The following is a 17,278-nucleotide window of genomic DNA, read 5'->3' on the forward strand; positions in this document are numbered from 1 at the left end:
TGCCGGCCATCTCCCCCACTTGGGGGGAGATCGGATGTCACGCCGGCTTTCGCCAATCACCGGCGTTGCAGAATGAGCGCTGTCGCAGAAGCAGCCAATCTCCCCCCAAGTGGGGGAGATGCCCGGCAGGGCAGAGGGGGGCGCTGTCCCGCCGACATCTCTAAATGGCCCCTACCGATCAACCCTAGTCGACAGAATAATCGACGACGACGTCCGCTCCACCCCCTCCATCGCGCCGATCCGGTCGAGCAGCGCGTCGAGATCCTTGATCGACGGGGCGTCGACGATGACGATCATGTCGAAATTGCCGCTCACCGAATGCACCGTCCTGACGGTCGGCATCGCCTCCAGGCTGCGCACCACCTTGTCGGCGAGCTTGGGCGTGACGGTGAGCAGCACATGCGCCTTGACCAGCCCTTGCTCATAATCGGGCGATAATCTCACGCCATAGCCGGCGATGATGCCGCGCTGCTCCAGCCGCTCGATCCGGCTTTGCACCGTGGTGCGCGACACGCCGAGATTTCTCGCCAGCTCCGCCGTCGAGGCGCGGGCGTTGGCGCGCAGCAGCGAAAGCAGAGCCTGTTCAGCTTCAGTGATCATTTCGACGAAACATCTCGGCAGATCGTTCAGAAAGAGAGTTCATTTCGTACAGTTCCACGCTTCCTTTCGACAGGCAAGCTGCGATGATTCCTGGCAACTCGAATTGGCAGGGGTATTGATCATGAAGAACATCGTTGTCGTCGGTGCCGGCAAGATCGGCTCGACCATCGCTGAAATGCTTAGCGCCACGGGTGACTACCACGTCACGCTCGTCGACCGCTCGGCCGCCCAGCTCGCCGCCGCCGAGTTGCCTGCCGGCGTCGAGACGCAGGAGCTCGACATCGCAGAGTCCGGCGCGCTGGAGAAAACCCTTGCCGGCAAGTTCGCGGTGCTGAGCGCCGCCCCTTTCCACCTCACCACGCGCATTGCCGAAGCTGCGGCCAAGACCGGGGTGCATTATCTCGACCTCACCGAGGACGTCGCCAGCACCAGGCGCGTGAAGGAGCTGGCGCGCGACGCCAAGAGCGCCTTCATCCCGCAATGCGGCCTGGCGCCGGGCTTCATCTCGATCGTCGCCAACGATCTCGCCAGCCGCTTCGACACGCTGGAGAGCGTGCGCATGCGCGTCGGCGCGCTGCCGCAATATCCGTCCAACGCGCTGAACTACAACCTGACCTGGAGCACCGACGGTGTCATCAACGAATATTGCGAGCCCTGCGAGGCGATCGTCGAAGGCGAGCTGATCGAGGTGCCGCCGCTCGAAGAGCGCGAGGAATTCTCGCTCGACGGCGTCACCTATGAAGCCTTCAACACCTCGGGCGGGCTCGGCACTTTGGCCGAGACGCTGAAGGGCAAGGTGCGCACGCTGAACTACCGCACCATCCGCTATCCCGGCCATGCTGCGATCATGAAGGCGCTGCTCAACGACCTCGGGCTTCGCCACCGCCGCGACGTCCTGAAGGACATCTTCGAGAGCGCGCTGCCGGCGACGCTGCAGGACGTCGTCATCGTCTTCGTCACCGTCTCGGGGCGCAAGAGCGGCCGCCTGCTGCAGGAAACCTACGCCAACAAGATCTATTCGCACCGCGTCGGCACTATCGTGCGCAGCGCCATCCAGATCACCACCGCCTCCGGCATCTGCGCCGTGCTCGACATGCTTGCCGACGGCTCGCTGCCGGCGAAGGGCTTCGTCAGACAGGAAGACATCGCGCTCGACGCATTCCTCGCCAACCGCTTCGGCCGCGCCTATGCGCAGCACGAGATGGTGAGCCGGCTGGCGAGCTGAGCTACGCGATCTTCCCTTCCCCCCTTGTGGGGGAAGGTGGATCGGCGCGCAGCGCCGAGACGGATGAGGGGTGCGCCAGGGAACACCAGCGTCTCACTCCGCTGGAACACCCCTCATCCGTCGCCTTCGGCGACACCTTCTCCCACAAGGGGAAAAGGGAGAGCTCAAACATGCAGCGCGTGGCCCAACCCCTTCAGCGCCGCTTCCTGGAAACCCTCGCCCTGCGTCGGGTGCGCATGGATGGTGCCGGCGATGTCCTCGAGCCGCGCGCCCATTTCCAGCGCCAGGCCAAACGCGGCCGACAGTTCCGACACACCCTGGCCGACCGCCTGGATGCCGAGCACCAGATGGTTGTCGGCGCGGGCGACGACGCGCACGAAACCGTCCTCGCCCTGCTTCGTCATGGCGCGGCCGTTGGCGGCGAAGGGAAACTGGCCGATCTTGATCTCGCCGGCGAGCGCCTTTGCCTCTTCCGGTGACAGGCCGGCGATGACCAGCTCGGGATCGGTGAAGCAGATCGCCGGGATCGCGCGCTTGTCCCAGCTTCTCTTGTGGCCGGCGACGATCTCCGCAACCATCTCGCCCTGCGCCATCGCCCGATGCGCCAGCATCGGCTCGCCGGTGACGTCGCCGATGGCGTAGATGCCGCGCATGGAGGTCCGGCAATGGTCGTCGATGCGGATGAATTTTCCCGCCATGTCGAGGTCGATCTGATCCAGCCCCCAGCCCTGGGTGAGTGGCTTGCGGCCGACCGTGACTAAAATCCTGTCGGCAGCGACCTTGCCGTCCTTGCCGTCGGTCGTCTCGACCAGCAGAGCGTCCCTCTTCGTCGACAGCCCCTTGGCCTTCGCGCCGGTCATGACCTCGACGCCGAGCTCGCCGAGCCGCTTCAGCACCGGCCTCGTCAGCTCGGCATCATATTGTGCGAGCACCCGCGGCAAGGCCTCGACCACGGTGACCTTGGCGCCCATCTTGGCGAAGGCCATGCCGAGCTCCAGCCCGATATAGCCGCCGCCGACGACGGCGAGCTTTTTCGGCACTTCGCTCAGCGCCAGTGCCTCGGTCGATGAGATCACCGGTCCGCCGAATGGCAGGAACGGCAATTCGACCGGCGCCGAGCCGGTGGCGATCACCACTGCCTCGGCGCGGATAACCTGATTCCCTGTCTCGGTCTCGACCTCGACGGTCTTGCCATCGCGGAACGTGGCCCAGCCATGCACGGTCTTGACCTTGGCCCTTTTCAGCAGTCCGGCGACACCGGTGTTCAGCCGGCTAACGATACTGTCCTTCCAAGCGACGGTCTTGACCAGGTCGAGCGTAGGCGGGGCGACCGCGATACCGAGCGGGTCCCTGCCGCTGGCCATGTGCACGACCTTGTCGAACTCCTCCGCCGCATGGATCAGCGCCTTGGACGGAATGCAGCCGACATTCAGGCAGGTGCCGCCCGGTTTGCCGGCCTCGACGATGACGGTGTCGACACCGAGCTGGCCGGCGCGGATGGCGCAGACATAGCCGCCGGGACCGGCGCCGATGACGAGCAGCTTGCAGGAGATTTCTTTCATTGGGCCCTCGTCGCCTCGCACGGGGAATTTGGCAGGTAGGCAATCCGCAACGATAGATGTCGGGAATTCAGTCGCGGGCCTTGGCGATTGGCCAAGCCCTCCCGAACTTCATCATCCTGGGGCGGAGCAAGGAGCGTAGCGACGCGCGCAGACCTCAGGATCCATGCCGTAACGTCAAGGCGTTGCAACGGTGCAGAATTCTGGTCCGCCGTGCCCTTCGGCGTTGGGCACGGCATGGATCCTCGGGTCAAGCCCGAGGATGACGAAGGTGCGGGGGCAACGTCCTTGTCCATAACCACTAGTCCACAAAGATCATCGCCGGCGTCTCCATGAGCGCCTTGATGCGCTGCACGAACACCGCGGCGTCCCAGCCGTCGATGACGCGATGGTCGAAGCTGGAGGACAGGTTCATCATCTTGCGCGGGATGAACTGCGTGCCGTCCCACAGCGGCCGCACCATCATCTTGTTGACGCCGACGATCGCCACTTCCGGATAGTTGATGACCGGGGTCGTCGCCACGCCGCCCATCGCGCCGAGCGAGGTGATGGTGATGGTCGAGCCGGAAAGCTCCTCGCGGCTCGCCGTGCCGGACTTCGCCGCCTCGGCGAGCCGGTTCACCTCCGCGGCGCAATCCCACAGGTCGCGCGCCTCGGCGTGCTTGACCACCGGCACCACGAGCCCGGTGGGCGTCTGCGCGGCGATGCCGATATGGATGCCTTCATGCTGGTGAATGACGCCGGCCTCGTCGTCGAAGAGCGCGTTGAGGTTCGGCTGGTCGGCGATCGCCTTGACCATCGCCCGCATCAGGAAGGGCAGCAGCGTCAGCTTCGGACGATCGGTCCGCTTCTCCTTGTTGAGCGTGGCGCGCAGCTCCTCCAGCGCCGTGACGTCGATCTCCTCGACATAGGTGATATGCGGAATGCGCGATTTGGCGAGCGCCATCTTCTCGGCGATCTTGCGCCGCAGGCCGATGACCTTGATGTCCTCGACACCGTCCCTTGGGACAAGCCCGGTGGGGCGGACAAGCTGCGGGCCGCGCGCCAGGAAGGCATCTAAGTCCTCATGGCTGATGCGCCCGGCCGGGCCGCTGCCCGCAACCTGGCGAAGATCGATGCCGGCTTCCTTGGCGCGCAGCCGGACGGCGGGCGAGGCCAGCGGTTTCTCGCCCTCGGCGCGCGGCGCGCCTGTCAACGGCGCAGCACCCCCACCCCTGGCCCCTCCCCACAAGGGGGAGGGGGACGCTGTGGCCATCGCCGGCTCAACTTTCCCCGAGGAAGCCTTTTTGGATGAACCCATAGCCGGCTTGGTGTCGACCTTGGCGGTCGAAGCGCTTTCCCCTCCCCCTTGGGGGGAGGGGCCAGGGGTGGGGGTCGGCACCGCCTCCGGCGATTTCGCACCCGCCGTAACATTGCCTTCGCCGGCTACCTTCAACCGCACGATCGGCGAGCCGATCGCCACCGTGTCGCCGATCTCGGCGCCGAGCCAAAGGATCTCGCCGTCGACCGGCGAGGGGATCTCGACGGTCGCCTTGTCGGTCATGACGGCTGCCAGCACCGCGTCCTCGCGCACGAGGTCGCCGATCTTGACGTGCCATTCGACGAGCTCGGCCTCGGCGACGCCTTCGCCGACATCGGGAAGCTTGATCACATATTCGCCCATCCTCAGGCTTCCCCCTTATTCAAGCTTCAATCGTCTCGACGAGCGCGCGTCCAACCCGGGCGGGGCCGGGGAAGTACTCCCACTCCTGCGCATGCGGATAGGGCGTGTCCCAGCCGGCGACCCGCGTCACCGGCGCTTCCAGATGGTAGAAGCAGTTCTCCTGCACCAGCGCGACAAGCTCGGCGCCGAAGCCGGAGGTGAGCGTCGCCTCATGCACGACGACGCAGCGCCCGGTTTTCTTCACCGAGGCGACGATCGTGTCGAGGTCGAGCGGCAAAAGCGTCCTCAGATCGATGATCTCGGCATCGATGCCGGTTTCCTCGGCCGCGGCCTGCGCGACATAGACCATGGTGCCGTAGGCAAGCACGGTGACGGCCGAACCTTGCCTGCGGATCGCCGCCTTGCCGAGCGGGATGGTGTAATGGCCGTCGGCGACCTCGCCGAGCTCATGTTTCGACCACGGCGTCACGGGCTTGTCGTGATGGCCGTCGAAGGGGCCGTTGTAGAGCCGCTTCGGCTCGAGGAAGATCACCGGGTCCGGGTCCTCGATCGCCGCGATCAACAGCCCCTTGGCGTCATGCGGGTTGGACGGCACCACCGTCTTCAGGCCGGAGACGTGGGTGAACAAAGCCTCAGGGCTCTGGCTGTGCGTCTGGCCGCCGAAGATGCCGCCGCCGGTCGGCATGCGCACCACGATCGGGCAGGTGAAATCATTGTTGGAGCGGTAGCGCAGCCGCGCCGCCTCCGAGACGATCTGGTCGTAGGCCGGATAGACATAGTCGGCAAACTGCACCTCCACGCAAGGGCGAAGGCCGTAGGCGGCCATGCCGATGGCCGAGCCGACGATGCCCGATTCGCTGATCGGCGCATCGAAGCAACGGTTCTTGCCGTATTTGGCCTGCAGGCCTTGCGTGCAGCGGAAGACGCCACCGAAGAAGCCGACATCCTCGCCATAGACGATCACGCGCTCGTCGCGCGCCATCGAGACGTCCATGGCGTCACGGATCGCCTCGATCATAGTTTTTCTGGGCATGGTCAGACCCCCGCCTGCTGGCGCTGGCGCCTGAGATGCGGCGGCATCTCGGCATAGACGCCTTCGAACATGTCGCGCGTCGACGGCTTGCCGCCGGCATGCAGCGTGCCGTGACTTTCGGCCTCCTTCTGCGCCGCGATCACGGTTTCGAGGATCTCGGCTTCCGCCTGGGTATGGCGCTCCTCCGACCAGACGCCTCTGTGGATGAGATGGTTCTTCAGCCGGATAACCGGGTCGCCGAGCGGCCAGGCGTCCGATTCGGCCTTCGGCCGGTAGGCCGACGGATCGTCCGAGCTCGAATGGGCGCCGACGCGGTAGGTGACATATTCGACCAGCGTCGGCCCGAGATTGCGGCGTGCCCGCTCGATCGCCCATTTCGCCCCCGCATGGACGGCGAGATAATCGTTGCCGTCGACACGCAGCGAAGGGATGCCGAAGCCGAGGCCGCGCGCGGCGAAAGTGCCGGAGCCGCCGCGCGCTATGCCCTGGAATGTCGAGATCGCCCACTGGTTGTTGACGACATTGAGCACGACCGGCGCCTTGTAGGTCGAGGCGAAGACCAGCGCTGCGTGGAAATCGGACTCCGCCGTCGAGCCGTCGCCGATCCAGGCCGCGGCGATGCGGGAATCATTGGAGATCGCCGAGGCCATCGCCCAGCCGACCGCCTGGATGTACTGCGTCGCCAGGTTGCCGGAGATCGAGAAGAAGCCGTGCTCCTTCGAGGAGTACATGATCGGCAGTTGCCGGCCCTTCAACGGATCGGCCTCGTTGGAATAGATCTGGTTCATCATCGTGACCATCGGATAGCCGTCGGCGATCAGCAGGCCGGCTTGTCTGTAGGTCGGGAAATTCATGTCGCCGGGCTGCAGCGCCTTGCGGAAGGCTGAGCTCACCGCCTCTTCGCCAAGATGCTGCATGTAGAAGGAGGTCTTGCCCTGGCGCTGCGCCATCTGCATGCGCGCGTCGAATGTCCTGAGCGTCATCATGTTGCGCAGGCCTTCGAGCAGTTCCTCGTCGGTGAGCAGGCCTGCCCAAGGCCCGACCGCCTCGCCGGCGCGGTTGAGCACCCGGATGATGGAGAAGGCCATGTCGCGGATGGTGCGCGGATCGACGTCGATTTCCGGGCGCGGCACCGAGCCGGCCTTGGGAATGGTCACATTCGAGAAGTCGGGCGTTCCGCCTGGCCGAACCTCGGGCTCGGGCACATGAAAGCGCAACATTCCAGCATCGACCATGACCTTCGTCCTCCAATGTTGCCGGTGCGATATTTGCACATCCGCGCCGCCATTTCATCGGGCGAGATGGCGGCCGTCCTCCCGGCCATCGGCTGCTGAAAACCGATGCGGCACACAGGCGCCAAGATGCAGATATGGCGGCGAAATTTCTTGTCGATGTTTTCGTCGGCCGCGCAATTTGGCGGAAGTTTGCGAGGAGATTGCCGCCAGATAATGCAATTGACGGGCCGCGAGGCCGGGCGCTGCCTTCCCTTCTCCCCTTCTTGTGGGGTCCGAAGGAAGGGGCAAGACCCGTGGCTCGCCCCCGGTGGTGGATCGGCGCGCAGCGCCGAGGCGGATGAGGGGTGTTCCAGCGGAGTGAGACGCTGGCATTCCCTGGAACACCCTCATCCGTCGCCTTCGGCGACACCTTCTCCCACAAAGGGGGCTCACAAGGGGGAGAAGGAGAGGACGCTGGTTCCCCACCCCGCCTCATGCTAACTCACCAGACATGGCACAGAAGAAAGGATACGAGGTCGATTCGTGGCTGGCGTGGCCGGACCCTGCCATGGGAATCGTCCTGCTCTACGGCCCCGACCGCGGCCTCGTCGCCGAGCGGGCCAAGACCTTCGCCGCGAAGACCGGCCTGCCGCTCGACGACCCGTTCTCGGTCGTCAAGCTCGACGGTTCGGAAGTCGACCGCGACGAGGGCCGTCTGCTCGACGAGGCCCGCACCGTGCCGATGTTTTCCGACCGGCGGCTGCTTTGGGTGCGCAATGCCAGCGGCCAGAAGGCGTTGGCCGACGACATCAAGGCGCTGACGGCCGAGCCCGCGCGCGACGCGATCATTCTGATCGAGGCCGGCGACCTGAAGAAAGGCACAGGCTTGAGGGCGATCGTCGAGGCCGCCGGCAATGCCATGGCCTTGCCCTGCTATGCCGACGAGGCCCGGGATCTGGACACGGTGATTGACGACGAGCTGCGCAAGGCCGGCATGTCGATGACGCTCGACGCCCGCCAGGCGCTGCGCCGCAATCTCGGCGGCGACCGCCTGGCCTCGCGCGGCGAGATCGAAAAGCTGGTGCTTTACGCCCACGGCAAGAAGGAGATCGATGTCGACGACGTCAACGCGCTGTCAGGCGACGTCTCCGGTGCCTCCTTCGACGCCGCGGTCGACGCCGTGCTCGACGGCAAGGTCGGCGATTTCGACATTGCCTTCACCCGCCACTGCCAGTCGGGCGGCCACCCTTTCCTGGTGCTGTCCTCGGCAATGCGGCAATTGCAAGCGATCCAGGTGATGCGCGGCCAGATGGAATCCGGCGGCCGCAACGCCGCGTCGGTCGTCGCCGGCGCCCGCCCGCCGGTCTTCTTCTCACGCCGCAAGCTGGTGGAAAAGACGCTCGAGCGCTGGAACAGCGAAGCCCTCGGCCGGGCGCTGAACCGGCTGCAGACGGCAGTGCTGCAGACCCGCAAACGACCGGATTTGGCCGAGGCGCTGGCCCGCCAGGCGCTGCTTGGGATCGCGGTGGAGAGCGCGAAGCTGGGGCAGCGGTAGGAGAGCAGCGTTGACGGTTGGCGAAAGCTGAGGTGCCGGCTGATCTCCCCCCTTGTGGGGGAGATGGCTGGCAAGCCAGAGGGGGGCGCTGTCCCGCCGGCGTATCAGCTAATCGACAAAGACAACCGCTGGCATTTCACGAATGCGCGGCAAGCGCAGCTAGAGCAATTCCAGTAAAAGTGTGTAACGGTTTTCCGTCCGGAATTGCGTAAAAACAAAGAGATAGAGCGGTTCGCCGTTTCCGTGAAACGGTGAAACGCTCTAGGTCGGCTTTCCTTCGCGCCCCCCTCTGCCCTGCCGGGCATCTCCCCCACGAGGGTGGAGATCGGGCGTCACCATCGCTTTCGCCAATCGCCGACGCTGTAAGAAATAGGGGCCGGCGCAGCGGCCAGCCCTTGTTGGATATCACTAATATATCAGGCTCGAAACTTAATCTTAAGCCAGAACTTCATTAGCCGGCTAAATCGCGCCGCATCAAAGACTTACCGCTCATCCTTCAGGCGTCGGCACAGCTCGTCGAGCTGGTCCAGCGACCGGTAATTGATCTTGAGCGTACCGCCCTTGCCCTTGTGCTCGATGCTCACGATCATGCCGATCGTGTCGGTCATCAGCTTTTCCAACGCCAGCGTATCGGGATCCTTCTCCGGTGCGCTCGCCGCGGACTTCACCTTGGCCGGCGTCGGGCCGACGGGCATCTGCGCCAGCGCCTCGGCCTGGCGCACCGAAAGCCCCTCTTTGACGATGCGCTTGGCGAGCCCGGCCGGATCCTGGGCGGTGACCAGAGTGCGGGCATGGCCAGCCGACAAGTCGCCGTCGACCAGCATGTCGTGAATGACGTTGGGCAGTTTCAACAGCCTGAGCGTGTTGGCGACGTGGCTGCGGCTCTTGCCGATCACCTGGCCGAGATCGGCCTGCGTGTAACCATGCTCGTCAATCAGCTGCTGGTAGCCTTGCGCCTCCTCGACCGGATTGAGATCGGCGCGCTGCACGTTCTCGATGATCGCCAGCTCCAGCGCGGTGCGGTCGTTGACGTCGCGCACGATGAGCGGGATCTCGGTCAAGCCGGCACGCTGCGCCGCCCGCCAGCGCCGCTCGCCGGCGATGATCTCGTAGCGGCCGGGCTGCGCGGGCGAGGGCCGCGCCACCACCGGCTGCACCACGCCATGCTCGCGGATCGATTGCGCGAGATCGGTGAGCTCGGCGTCGCCGAAATGCCGGCGCGGGTTCTTCGGGTTCGGGCTGACGAACTCGATCGGCACCTTGCCGTCCGCCGCGACCGCGCCCGGCTTTTCCGGCGCCGCCGGACGATCGATCTCGCCGATCAGCGCCGCAAGGCCACGGCCCAGTCTTTTTCTCGATTGGTCTTCGCTCATTACCCTGTCCAGATCGTTACGGAATCGAATCGGCTGTTCGTTAATGGAAATCGGCCTGTCGCGTCGCTCAGGCCGCGCGCAGCTTGCGCTCGCGGCGGATCACTTCGGAGGCTAGCTGCAGATAAGCCTGGCTGCCGGAGCATTTGAGATCGTAAAGGATCGCCGGCTTGCCGTAGGACGGCGCTTCGGAAACACGCACGTTGCGCGGAATGATCGTCTCATAGACCTTGTCGCCCATATGGGTGCGCACATCCTGGACAACCTGATTGGCGAGATTGTTCCGCCCGTCATACATGGTGAGCACGATGCCCTGGATGGTGAGATCAGGATTGATCGTGCCGCGCACCTGCTCGACTGTCTCGAGCAATTGGCTGAGACCTTCCAGCGCGAAGAATTCGCATTGCAGCGGCACGAGAACCGAATCGGCCGCCGCCATTGAATTCAAAGTCAAAAGGTTGAGCGAGGGTGGGCAGTCGATCAGCACATAGCCGAACGGCGCCGCGCGTTCGGCGGCGGCGCGCAGCGCATTGCGCAGCCTGAGCACGCGATCGGGCGCCGAGGCGATCTCCATCTCGATGCCAAGCAGGTCGAGCGTCGAAGGGACGATGGACAAGCCCGGCACCGCGGTCGGCACCGCGGCCGCCTCTAGCCCCAACTCGCCGGTCAGCACATCGTAAGACGAGACGGTTCGATCCTTGCGATCGATGCCCAGCCCAGTGCTGGCATTGCCCTGCGGATCGAGGTCGACGATCAACACGCGCTCGCCGATCGCGGCCAGCGCCGTGGCCAGGTTGATGGCAGTCGTCGTCTTGCCGACGCCGCCCTTCTGGTTGGCAACAGTGATGATACGCGGTCCAGTTTTCATGGGTCTATGCCAGTAATTCATTGCGGGGTCGCCGGGCGCAGATCGGTGATTTCCAGGATGATGCCATGAGGATCGGTCATGCTCGGATGTTCTACCAGATCGAAGGCCCAGCGGTGAGCGCTTTCTTCCACTTCGGCCCGGTAATCCCGGCCTTTGTGAAAAAGAGCACGCGCGCCCTTGGTCAGCCACGGCGCGGCGAGATCGAGCAGGTCCGGAAGCGCCGCCAGCGCCCGCGCCGTCACGATTTCCGGCGCGGAAACAAGGGGATAGCTGTCATCGATGCGTCGCGCCAGCACACGTGCCGGCAGATTGAACTGACCGATGACCGATTGCAGGAACGAGGCCTTCTTGCGGTTGCTCTCGACCAGATCGATCGAGGCGCCCGGGCGCTCGATCAGGAGGAAACCGAGCACCAGCCCGGGAAAACCCCCGCCGGAGCCCAGATCGACCCAACGCATTGCCGCGGGTGCGATTCGGGCAAGCTGGGCGCTGTCCAGGATGTGGCGGCGCCAGACATCGTCCAGCGTTGACGGCGCCGCCAGATTGATGCTGCGGTTCCATTTCAGGAAGAGCCGTTCGAAGGCCTTGAGGCGCTCGAATGTTTCACGTGAAACCGGACCCGCCGCCGCCTGCAGGTCCGCCCAAGCGTCATCGGCGCTCACGCCACCGACCTTCGCGCAGCGAGCTCGGCATTGCGGACATGGGCGACGATGATCGCAAGCGCCGCCGGCGTCATGCCTTCCATGCGCTGCGCATCGGCAATCGAGCGCGGCTGGCGCATCTTCATCTTCTGCTTCAGCTCGTTGGAAAGGCCAGGCACTTCGGAGAAGTCGATACTCTCCGGAATGAGCCGCGACTCTTCATGTCTTATCTGCGCGACATCGGTCTGCTGTCTTTCAAGATAGACGGAATATTTCGCTTCCGTCTCGAGCCGTTCAGCCGTCTTGGCATCAAGCGTGGCGAAACGAGGCTCAACCCGGGCCAGCCAGGCCATATCGACGCCCGGATGCGCAAGCAGATCATAGGCCGAGCGACGGACGCCATCCTTGTTGATCTCCAGCCCGTGGCGCGCCGCCTCATTTGGCGTGAAGGTGACCACCTTCGCCAGCGCGCGGGCGTGGTCGAGCTTACCCGCCATCTCGTCGAACCGGCGCATGCGTTCCGGCGAGGCAATCCCAAGCCGGTCGGCCAGCGGCGTCAGCCGCTCGTCGGCATTGTCGGCGCGCAGCGAAAGCCGGAACTCGGCTCGCGAGGTGAACATGCGATAAGGTTCGGCGATGCCGCGGCTGGTGAGGTCATCGACCATCACGCCGATATAGGCCTCGGTGCGGCTAAGCACGACCGGATCGCCACCCGATGCCTTGCGCGCGGCGTTGATGCCGGCGAGCAGGCCTTGCGCGCCGGCCTCTTCATAGCCAGTCGTGCCGTTGATCTGCCCGGCCAGGAAAAGGCCCTCGACGCGCTTCGTCTCCAGCGTCGTCATGAGCTCGCGCGGATCGACATGATCGTATTCGATCGCGTAGCCCGGCTGCAGCATCGTCGCCTTTTCCAGCCCGGGGATCGTCTTCAGAATATCGAGCTGCACGTCTTCCGGCAGCGAGGTCGAGATGCCGTTCGGATAGACGGTGTCGTCGTCGAGGCCTTCCGGCTCGAGGAATATCTGGTGGCCTTCGCGGTCGCCGAATTTGACGATCTTGTCTTCGATCGAAGGACAGTAGCGCGGACCAATACCTTCTATCGAGCCGGAATACGTCGCCGAACGGTTAAGATTGAGGCGAATCAACTCATGCGTCGCCGTCGAGGTGCGCGTGATGCCACAATGGATCTGCGGGTTGGCGATCCGATCGGTCATCAGCGAGAACGGCACCGGATCCTCGTCCGCCGCCTGGCTTTCCAGCGACGCCCAGTCGATGGTGCGGCCGTCGAGGCGAGGGGGCGTGCCGGTCTTGAGCCGTCCAAGCTTGAAGCCCGCGCGAGCCATCGTCGCCGAAAGCCCATGGCTCGCCTGCTCGTTCATGCGGCCGGCCACGATCTTCTTCTCGCCGATGTGGATCAGCCCGCGCAGGAAGGTGCCGATGGTCAGCACCACGGCGCCGCAGGCGAGGCGTCGATCGCCCGAGACCAGTACGGCGACAACCCGCCCGTCCTCAATCTCAAGATCCAGGACCTCGCCTTCGACCACGTCGAGATTGGCCTGCTCGCTGATCGCAGCCTGCATGGCGAGGCGATAGAGCTTGCGGTCGGCCTGGGTGCGCGGTCCGCGCACAGCCGGGCCCTTACGACGGTTGAGCAAACGGAACTGGATGCCGGCGGCATCCGCAATGCGCCCCATCAGCCCGTCCATGGCATCGATCTCGCGCACGAGATGTCCTTTGCCGAGCCCACCGATCGCCGGGTTGCAGGACATGACGCCGATCGTGTCGAAACGCAGCGTCACCAGCGCAGTCCTGGCCCCGGCGCGCGCGGCAGCACTCGCCGCCTCACATCCGGCATGGCCGCCGCCCACCACCACCACATCATAGTGATTGGTCATTTCAAGAATCCGGTTTCAGAGATTGCCCGACACATGTCCCTGACGGCCTTCGCTGTCAAGGACGAAGGCCGGACTCGTTTCACGTGAAACATCCATCGGACACATCCTGCCGCCGTTTCACGTGAATCACACCTTCCGTGTTGATGCTCTGTGTTTCACGTGAATCACTTGCCGATGCAGAACTGCGAGAAGATGACGTCGAGCATGTCCTCGACATCGACGGCGCCGACGATTCGCCCGAGGCGATCGCTAGCCAGCCGCAATTCCTCCGCGCGCAGCTCCTGCCTCGCTCCCGACGCAGCCGCGATAAGAAAATCCTTCGCTTCCTTCAGCAGCTCGACATGGCGCAGCCTGGACGGAAGGACATCGCCGGCGTCTCCGATTGCAGCAGCCGCGCGCCCCGCGATTTCATCCAGCAGTCCGGAAAGCCCGGAACCGTCCTTCGAGGAAATCACCAGGTCATAGCTCCCTTTGAGCGTACCCATGAGATCGGCTTTCGTACCGATCTTCAGCAACGGAACGCCTGTCGGAACCTCGCCCACGGGCTGCGGATCGATCATGTCTTCGAGCAGCAGGACAAGGTCGGCGCCACCGGCCTTGGCGCGCGCCCTTTCGATGCCGATCGTCTCCACCTTGCCGGCGGCATCGCGCAGGCCGGCCGTATCGACAATCACCACCCGCATCCCGTTGAGATCCAGCACCACTTCGAGCAGGTCGCGCGTGGTGCCCGGCTCGTCGGTGACAATCGCCGCCTCGCGTTTGGCCAGCGCGTTGAACAGGCTGGACTTGCCGGCATTGGGCGCACCGAGGATGACGACCTCAAAACCGTCGCGGATGATTTCGGCGGCCTTGAAGCCTTGGATGTGCCGTTCGATCTCTGCGATCATCGCCGCCACGTCGGCCCAAACCGCGTCGGACACGGAGCCCGGCACATCCTCTTCGTCGGCGAAGTCGATCTCGGCTTCGATCATGGCCCGCGCATGGATCAGCCGCCGGCGCCAGCTTGAATAGAGCGCGCTTTGCGCCCCTTCGGCATTGCGCACGGCAAAGCGGCGCTGCGCCTCCGTCTCGGCGTTGACGAGGTCGGCCAGCGCTTCCGTCTCGACCAGATCGAGCTTCCCGTTAAGGAAAGCGCGCCGGGTGAATTCGCCGGGCTCGGCATGTCTGACGCCTTCGAATCCGGTGATCGTTTCCAGCATTTTCGCGGCAACGGCGCGGCTGCCGTGGACATGGAACTCGGCAACGTCCTCGCCGGTGAAGCTGCCGGGCCCCGGAAAGAACAGGACAAGGCCTTGATCGATGAGCGAACCGTCAGGCGCCTTCAGCTTGCGCAACGTGGTAAACCGATCCTTAACCGTGCCGCCGGCGATCGTTTCGATCACGAATCGAGTCTTGGGGCCGGAGACGCGGATCACTGCGACACCGGCGGGCAGGCGGCCGCTCGACAGCGCCGCGATCGAATCCTTCGCAGTTACCATTTGCCCGACCTGCCGAACCACCCTAGGTTCCTATTCATGCGCCGTTCCACGCGGAAGCCCGCAAGCTTCCGCGGAATTGCATTGCTCATCAACCAAGCCGAGCCGCCCATCGTGACCTTGCCCGCGCGAAACCTGCTTGCCGAAGAGGCGAGCCCCTATCTGCAGCAGCACAGCGACAATCCCGTGCACTGGCGAGGCTGGTCGCCGGACGCCCTTGCCGAAGCCAAGGAACTCGGACTGCCGATCCTGCTTTCCATCGGCTATGCCGCCTGCCACTGGTGCCATGTCATGGCGCATGAAAGCTTCGAGAACGACGCCGTCGCCGCCGTCATGAACCGGCTCTTCGTCAATATCAAGGTCGATCGCGAGGAGCGCCCGGACATCGACCAGATCTATATGGCGGCACTGCATGCCATGGGCGAGCAGGGGGGCTGGCCGCTGACGATGTTCCTGACGCCCGACGGCAAGCCCTTCTGGGGCGGCACCTATTTTCCGCGCGAGGCACGCTATGGCCGGCCGGGTTTCGTCCAGGTGCTGGAAGCGGTCGACAAGGCCTGGCGTGAAAAGCAGCACAGCCTCGCCGAAAGCGCAGATGGCCTGACGACCCATGTCGAGCAGCGGCTGGCCGGCGCGAAAGGCAAGGCGGTGCTCGATCGCGGCATGCTTGCCGATCTCGCGGGCCGCATCGACGGCATGATCGACCGCGACCTCGGCGGCCTGCGCGGCGCGCCGAAATTCCCCAATGCGCCCTTCATGCACAGTCTGTGGCTGTCCTGGCTGCGCGATGGCCAGACCGCGCATCGCGACGCCGTGCTCACCAGCCTCGAAAAAATGCTCGCCGGCGGCATCTACGATCACGTCGGCGGCGGCCTCAGCCGCTATTCGACCGACGCGGAATGGCTGGTGCCGCATTTCGAGAAGATGCTTTACGACAACGCCCAGCTCGTACGCATGTGCAACTGGGCCTATGCCGCTACCGGCAATGACTTGTTCCGGATACGAATCGAAGAAACCGTCGCCTGGCTGCTGCGCGAGATGCGGGTCGAAGGCGGCGCCTTCGCCGCCAGCCTCGACGCCGACAGCGACGGCGAGGAGGGGCTTTTTTACACCTGGAGCAAGGAGGAGGTTGACGCAGCACTCGGCAGCGACTCGGCCTCGTTCTTTCGATATTTCGAGCTCGCCGCCCCGCATGGCTGGGAAGGCAAGCCGATCATCCGCCAAAGCGAAGCCCAGCAGCGCCAGGGCATTGCAGATTATGCCGAGCTCGCGCCGCTGAAGGCGAGACTGCTGACGGCGCGCGAAAAGCGGGTCAGGCCGGGCCGCGACGGCAAGGCGCTTACCGATTGGAACGGCCTGATGATCGCAGCACTGGCGGAAGCGGGGCGCTCGCTTCGACGATCCGACTGGGTCGACGCCTCGGCAAAGGCCTTCGCGTATATCGTCGACGCCAGCCGGGACCGCCGCCTGCCGCATTCAATGCTGGGCGAGAAAAAACTCTTTCCGGCGTTGTCGAGCGACTATGCCGCCATGACCAATGCCGCGATCGCGCTGTTCGAAGCGACCGGCGATTCGGCCTATTCGGACTGCGCCCGGCAATTCATCGCCGAGCTCGACCGCTGGCATCAGGACGGCGAGAAGTCCGGCTACTATCTGACGGCATCCGACAGCGCCGACGTGCCGATCCGCATCCGCGGCGACGTCGACGAGGCGATCCCTTCGGCCACCAGCCAGATCGTCGAGGCGCTGGTAAGGCTCGCTTCGCTCACCGGCGATACCGAGTTATGGGAAAAAGCCTGGACGACCGCCGAACACGCCATGGGCCGCGCCGCGCAACAGGCCTACGGCCAGGCCGGCATCGTCAACGCCTGCGCGCTGGCTCTCGAACCGCTGAAGCTCGTTATCATAGACAAGCCAGAGTCCCCAAGCCTCGTTCCGGTCGTGAATCGAAATCCCGATCCGCGTCGGGTCGATATCGTCGTGCCGATCGGTACGGAAGCGAATCGACCGCTTTTGCCCGGTGGCGTGCTGCCGCCGATGGACAAGCCCGGCGCCTGGTATTGCACGGGGCAGGTTTGTTTGCCGGCGGTTACGGACGCGGCGGAGTTGGAAGGATTGTTGCTTCGTCATCCTCGGGCTTGACCCGAGGATCCATGCCGTGACGTTTGCCGAAGAACGCAGCG

General features: G+C 64.7%; 13 protein-coding genes. 3 read left to right on the top strand and 10 right to left on the bottom strand.

Annotation, left to right across the window (positions count from 1 at the left end; genetic code table 11):
- Positions 1 to 171: 171 nt before the first annotated feature.
- Entirely contained in the window at positions 172 to 600 is a 429-nt protein-coding gene (locus tag RFN30_RS22430) for an Lrp/AsnC family transcriptional regulator (protein ID WP_320264275.1), read from the bottom strand.
- Positions 601 to 721: 121 nt separating this feature from the next.
- On the opposite strand from RFN30_RS22430, the gene RFN30_RS22435 reads away from it, so the two are divergent.
- The gene (locus tag RFN30_RS22435; RefSeq protein ID WP_320264276.1) at positions 722 to 1,825 is read left to right on the top strand and encodes a saccharopine dehydrogenase family protein; all 1,104 of its coding nucleotides are present in this window, start codon (positions 722 to 724) and stop codon (positions 1,823 to 1,825) included.
- Between the two features lie 164 nt (positions 1,826 to 1,989).
- Here RFN30_RS22435 and lpdA read toward each other — a convergent pair whose 3' ends face one another.
- The 4 genes from lpdA to RFN30_RS22455 form a co-directional block, all read right to left on the bottom strand.
- Positions 1,990 to 3,387, bottom strand: a complete 1,398-nt coding sequence (lpdA, locus tag RFN30_RS22440) for a dihydrolipoyl dehydrogenase (RefSeq protein ID WP_320264277.1) — start codon at positions 3,385 to 3,387, stop codon at positions 1,990 to 1,992.
- A gap of 298 nt (positions 3,388 to 3,685) precedes the next feature.
- A complete protein-coding gene (locus RFN30_RS22445) occupies positions 3,686 to 5,047 on the bottom strand; it encodes a dihydrolipoamide acetyltransferase family protein (RefSeq protein WP_320264278.1) in 1,362 nt (453 codons plus the stop codon).
- A gap of 19 nt (positions 5,048 to 5,066) precedes the next feature.
- A complete protein-coding gene (locus RFN30_RS22450) occupies positions 5,067 to 6,080 on the bottom strand; it encodes an alpha-ketoacid dehydrogenase subunit beta (RefSeq protein ID WP_320264279.1) in 1,014 nt (337 codons plus the stop codon).
- Positions 6,081 to 6,082: 2 nt separating this feature from the next.
- The gene (locus tag RFN30_RS22455; protein ID WP_320264280.1) at positions 6,083 to 7,315 is read right to left on the bottom strand and encodes a 3-methyl-2-oxobutanoate dehydrogenase (2-methylpropanoyl-transferring) subunit alpha; all 1,233 of its coding nucleotides are present in this window, start codon (positions 7,313 to 7,315) and stop codon (positions 6,083 to 6,085) included.
- 490 nt (positions 7,316 to 7,805) lie between these two features.
- On the opposite strand from RFN30_RS22455, the gene holA reads away from it, so the two are divergent.
- Positions 7,806 to 8,849 (top strand): DNA polymerase III subunit delta, encoded by a 1,044-nt coding sequence (gene holA, locus RFN30_RS22460; protein ID WP_320264281.1) that lies wholly within the window; start codon positions 7,806 to 7,808, stop codon positions 8,847 to 8,849.
- Positions 8,850 to 9,331: 482 nt separating this feature from the next.
- Here holA and RFN30_RS22465 read toward each other — a convergent pair whose 3' ends face one another.
- The 5 genes from RFN30_RS22465 to mnmE form a co-directional block, all read right to left on the bottom strand.
- Positions 9,332 to 10,222, bottom strand: coding sequence for a ParB/RepB/Spo0J family partition protein (locus RFN30_RS22465; RefSeq protein WP_320264282.1), 891 nt, complete (start codon positions 10,220 to 10,222; stop codon positions 9,332 to 9,334).
- A 67-nt stretch (positions 10,223 to 10,289) separates the two neighbouring features.
- Entirely contained in the window at positions 10,290 to 11,087 is a 798-nt protein-coding gene (locus RFN30_RS22470) for a ParA family protein (protein ID WP_320264283.1), read from the bottom strand.
- 17 nt (positions 11,088 to 11,104) lie between these two features.
- The gene (gene rsmG, locus RFN30_RS22475) at positions 11,105 to 11,749 is read right to left on the bottom strand and encodes a 16S rRNA (guanine(527)-N(7))-methyltransferase RsmG (protein ID WP_320264284.1); all 645 of its coding nucleotides are present in this window, start codon (positions 11,747 to 11,749) and stop codon (positions 11,105 to 11,107) included.
- Entirely contained in the window at positions 11,746 to 13,620 is a 1,875-nt protein-coding gene (gene mnmG, locus RFN30_RS22480; protein WP_320264285.1) for a tRNA uridine-5-carboxymethylaminomethyl(34) synthesis enzyme MnmG, read from the bottom strand. Before mnmG ends, rsmG begins: the two co-directional genes overlap by 4 nt.
- Positions 13,621 to 13,784: 164 nt before the next feature.
- Positions 13,785 to 15,098, bottom strand: a complete 1,314-nt coding sequence (gene mnmE, locus RFN30_RS22485; protein WP_320264286.1) for a tRNA uridine-5-carboxymethylaminomethyl(34) synthesis GTPase MnmE — start codon at positions 15,096 to 15,098, stop codon at positions 13,785 to 13,787.
- A gap of 111 nt (positions 15,099 to 15,209) precedes the next feature.
- Here mnmE and RFN30_RS22490 point away from each other — a divergent pair, with 111 nt between their 5' ends.
- A complete protein-coding gene (locus RFN30_RS22490; RefSeq protein ID WP_320264434.1) occupies positions 15,210 to 17,237 on the top strand; it encodes a thioredoxin domain-containing protein in 2,028 nt (675 codons plus the stop codon).
- Positions 17,238 to 17,278 lie beyond the last annotated feature (41 nt).

This window comes from Mesorhizobium dulcispinae, from assembly GCF_033977345.1.
Classification (GTDB): domain Bacteria; phylum Pseudomonadota; class Alphaproteobacteria; order Rhizobiales; family Rhizobiaceae; genus Mesorhizobium; species Mesorhizobium dulcispinae.

Excerpts from the sequence above, each read along its gene's own strand:
- RFN30_RS22430 (WP_320264275.1), bottom strand. The coding sequence starts at position 600 with ATGATCACTGAAGCTGAACAGGCTCTGCTTTCGCTGCTGCGCGCCAAC.
- RFN30_RS22435 (WP_320264276.1), top strand. The coding sequence starts at position 722 with ATGAAGAACATCGTTGTCGTCGGTGCCGGCAAGATCGGCTCGACCATC.
- lpdA (WP_320264277.1), bottom strand. The coding sequence starts at position 3,387 with ATGAAAGAAATCTCCTGCAAGCTGCTCGTCATCGGCGCCGGTCCCGGC.
- RFN30_RS22445 (WP_320264278.1), bottom strand. The coding sequence starts at position 5,047 with ATGGGCGAATATGTGATCAAGCTTCCCGATGTCGGCGAAGGCGTCGCC.
- RFN30_RS22450 (WP_320264279.1), bottom strand. The coding sequence starts at position 6,080 with ATGCCCAGAAAAACTATGATCGAGGCGATCCGTGACGCCATGGACGTC.
- RFN30_RS22455 (WP_320264280.1), bottom strand. The coding sequence starts at position 7,315 with ATGGTCGATGCTGGAATGTTGCGCTTTCATGTGCCCGAGCCCGAGGTT.
- holA (WP_320264281.1), top strand. The coding sequence starts at position 7,806 with ATGGCACAGAAGAAAGGATACGAGGTCGATTCGTGGCTGGCGTGGCCG.
- RFN30_RS22465 (WP_320264282.1), bottom strand. The coding sequence starts at position 10,222 with ATGAGCGAAGACCAATCGAGAAAAAGACTGGGCCGTGGCCTTGCGGCG.
- RFN30_RS22470 (WP_320264283.1), bottom strand. The coding sequence starts at position 11,087 with ATGAAAACTGGACCGCGTATCATCACTGTTGCCAACCAGAAGGGCGGC.
- mnmG (WP_320264285.1), bottom strand. The coding sequence starts at position 13,620 with ATGACCAATCACTATGATGTGGTGGTGGTGGGCGGCGGCCATGCCGGA.
- mnmE (WP_320264286.1), bottom strand. The coding sequence starts at position 15,098 with ATGGTAACTGCGAAGGATTCGATCGCGGCGCTGTCGAGCGGCCGCCTG.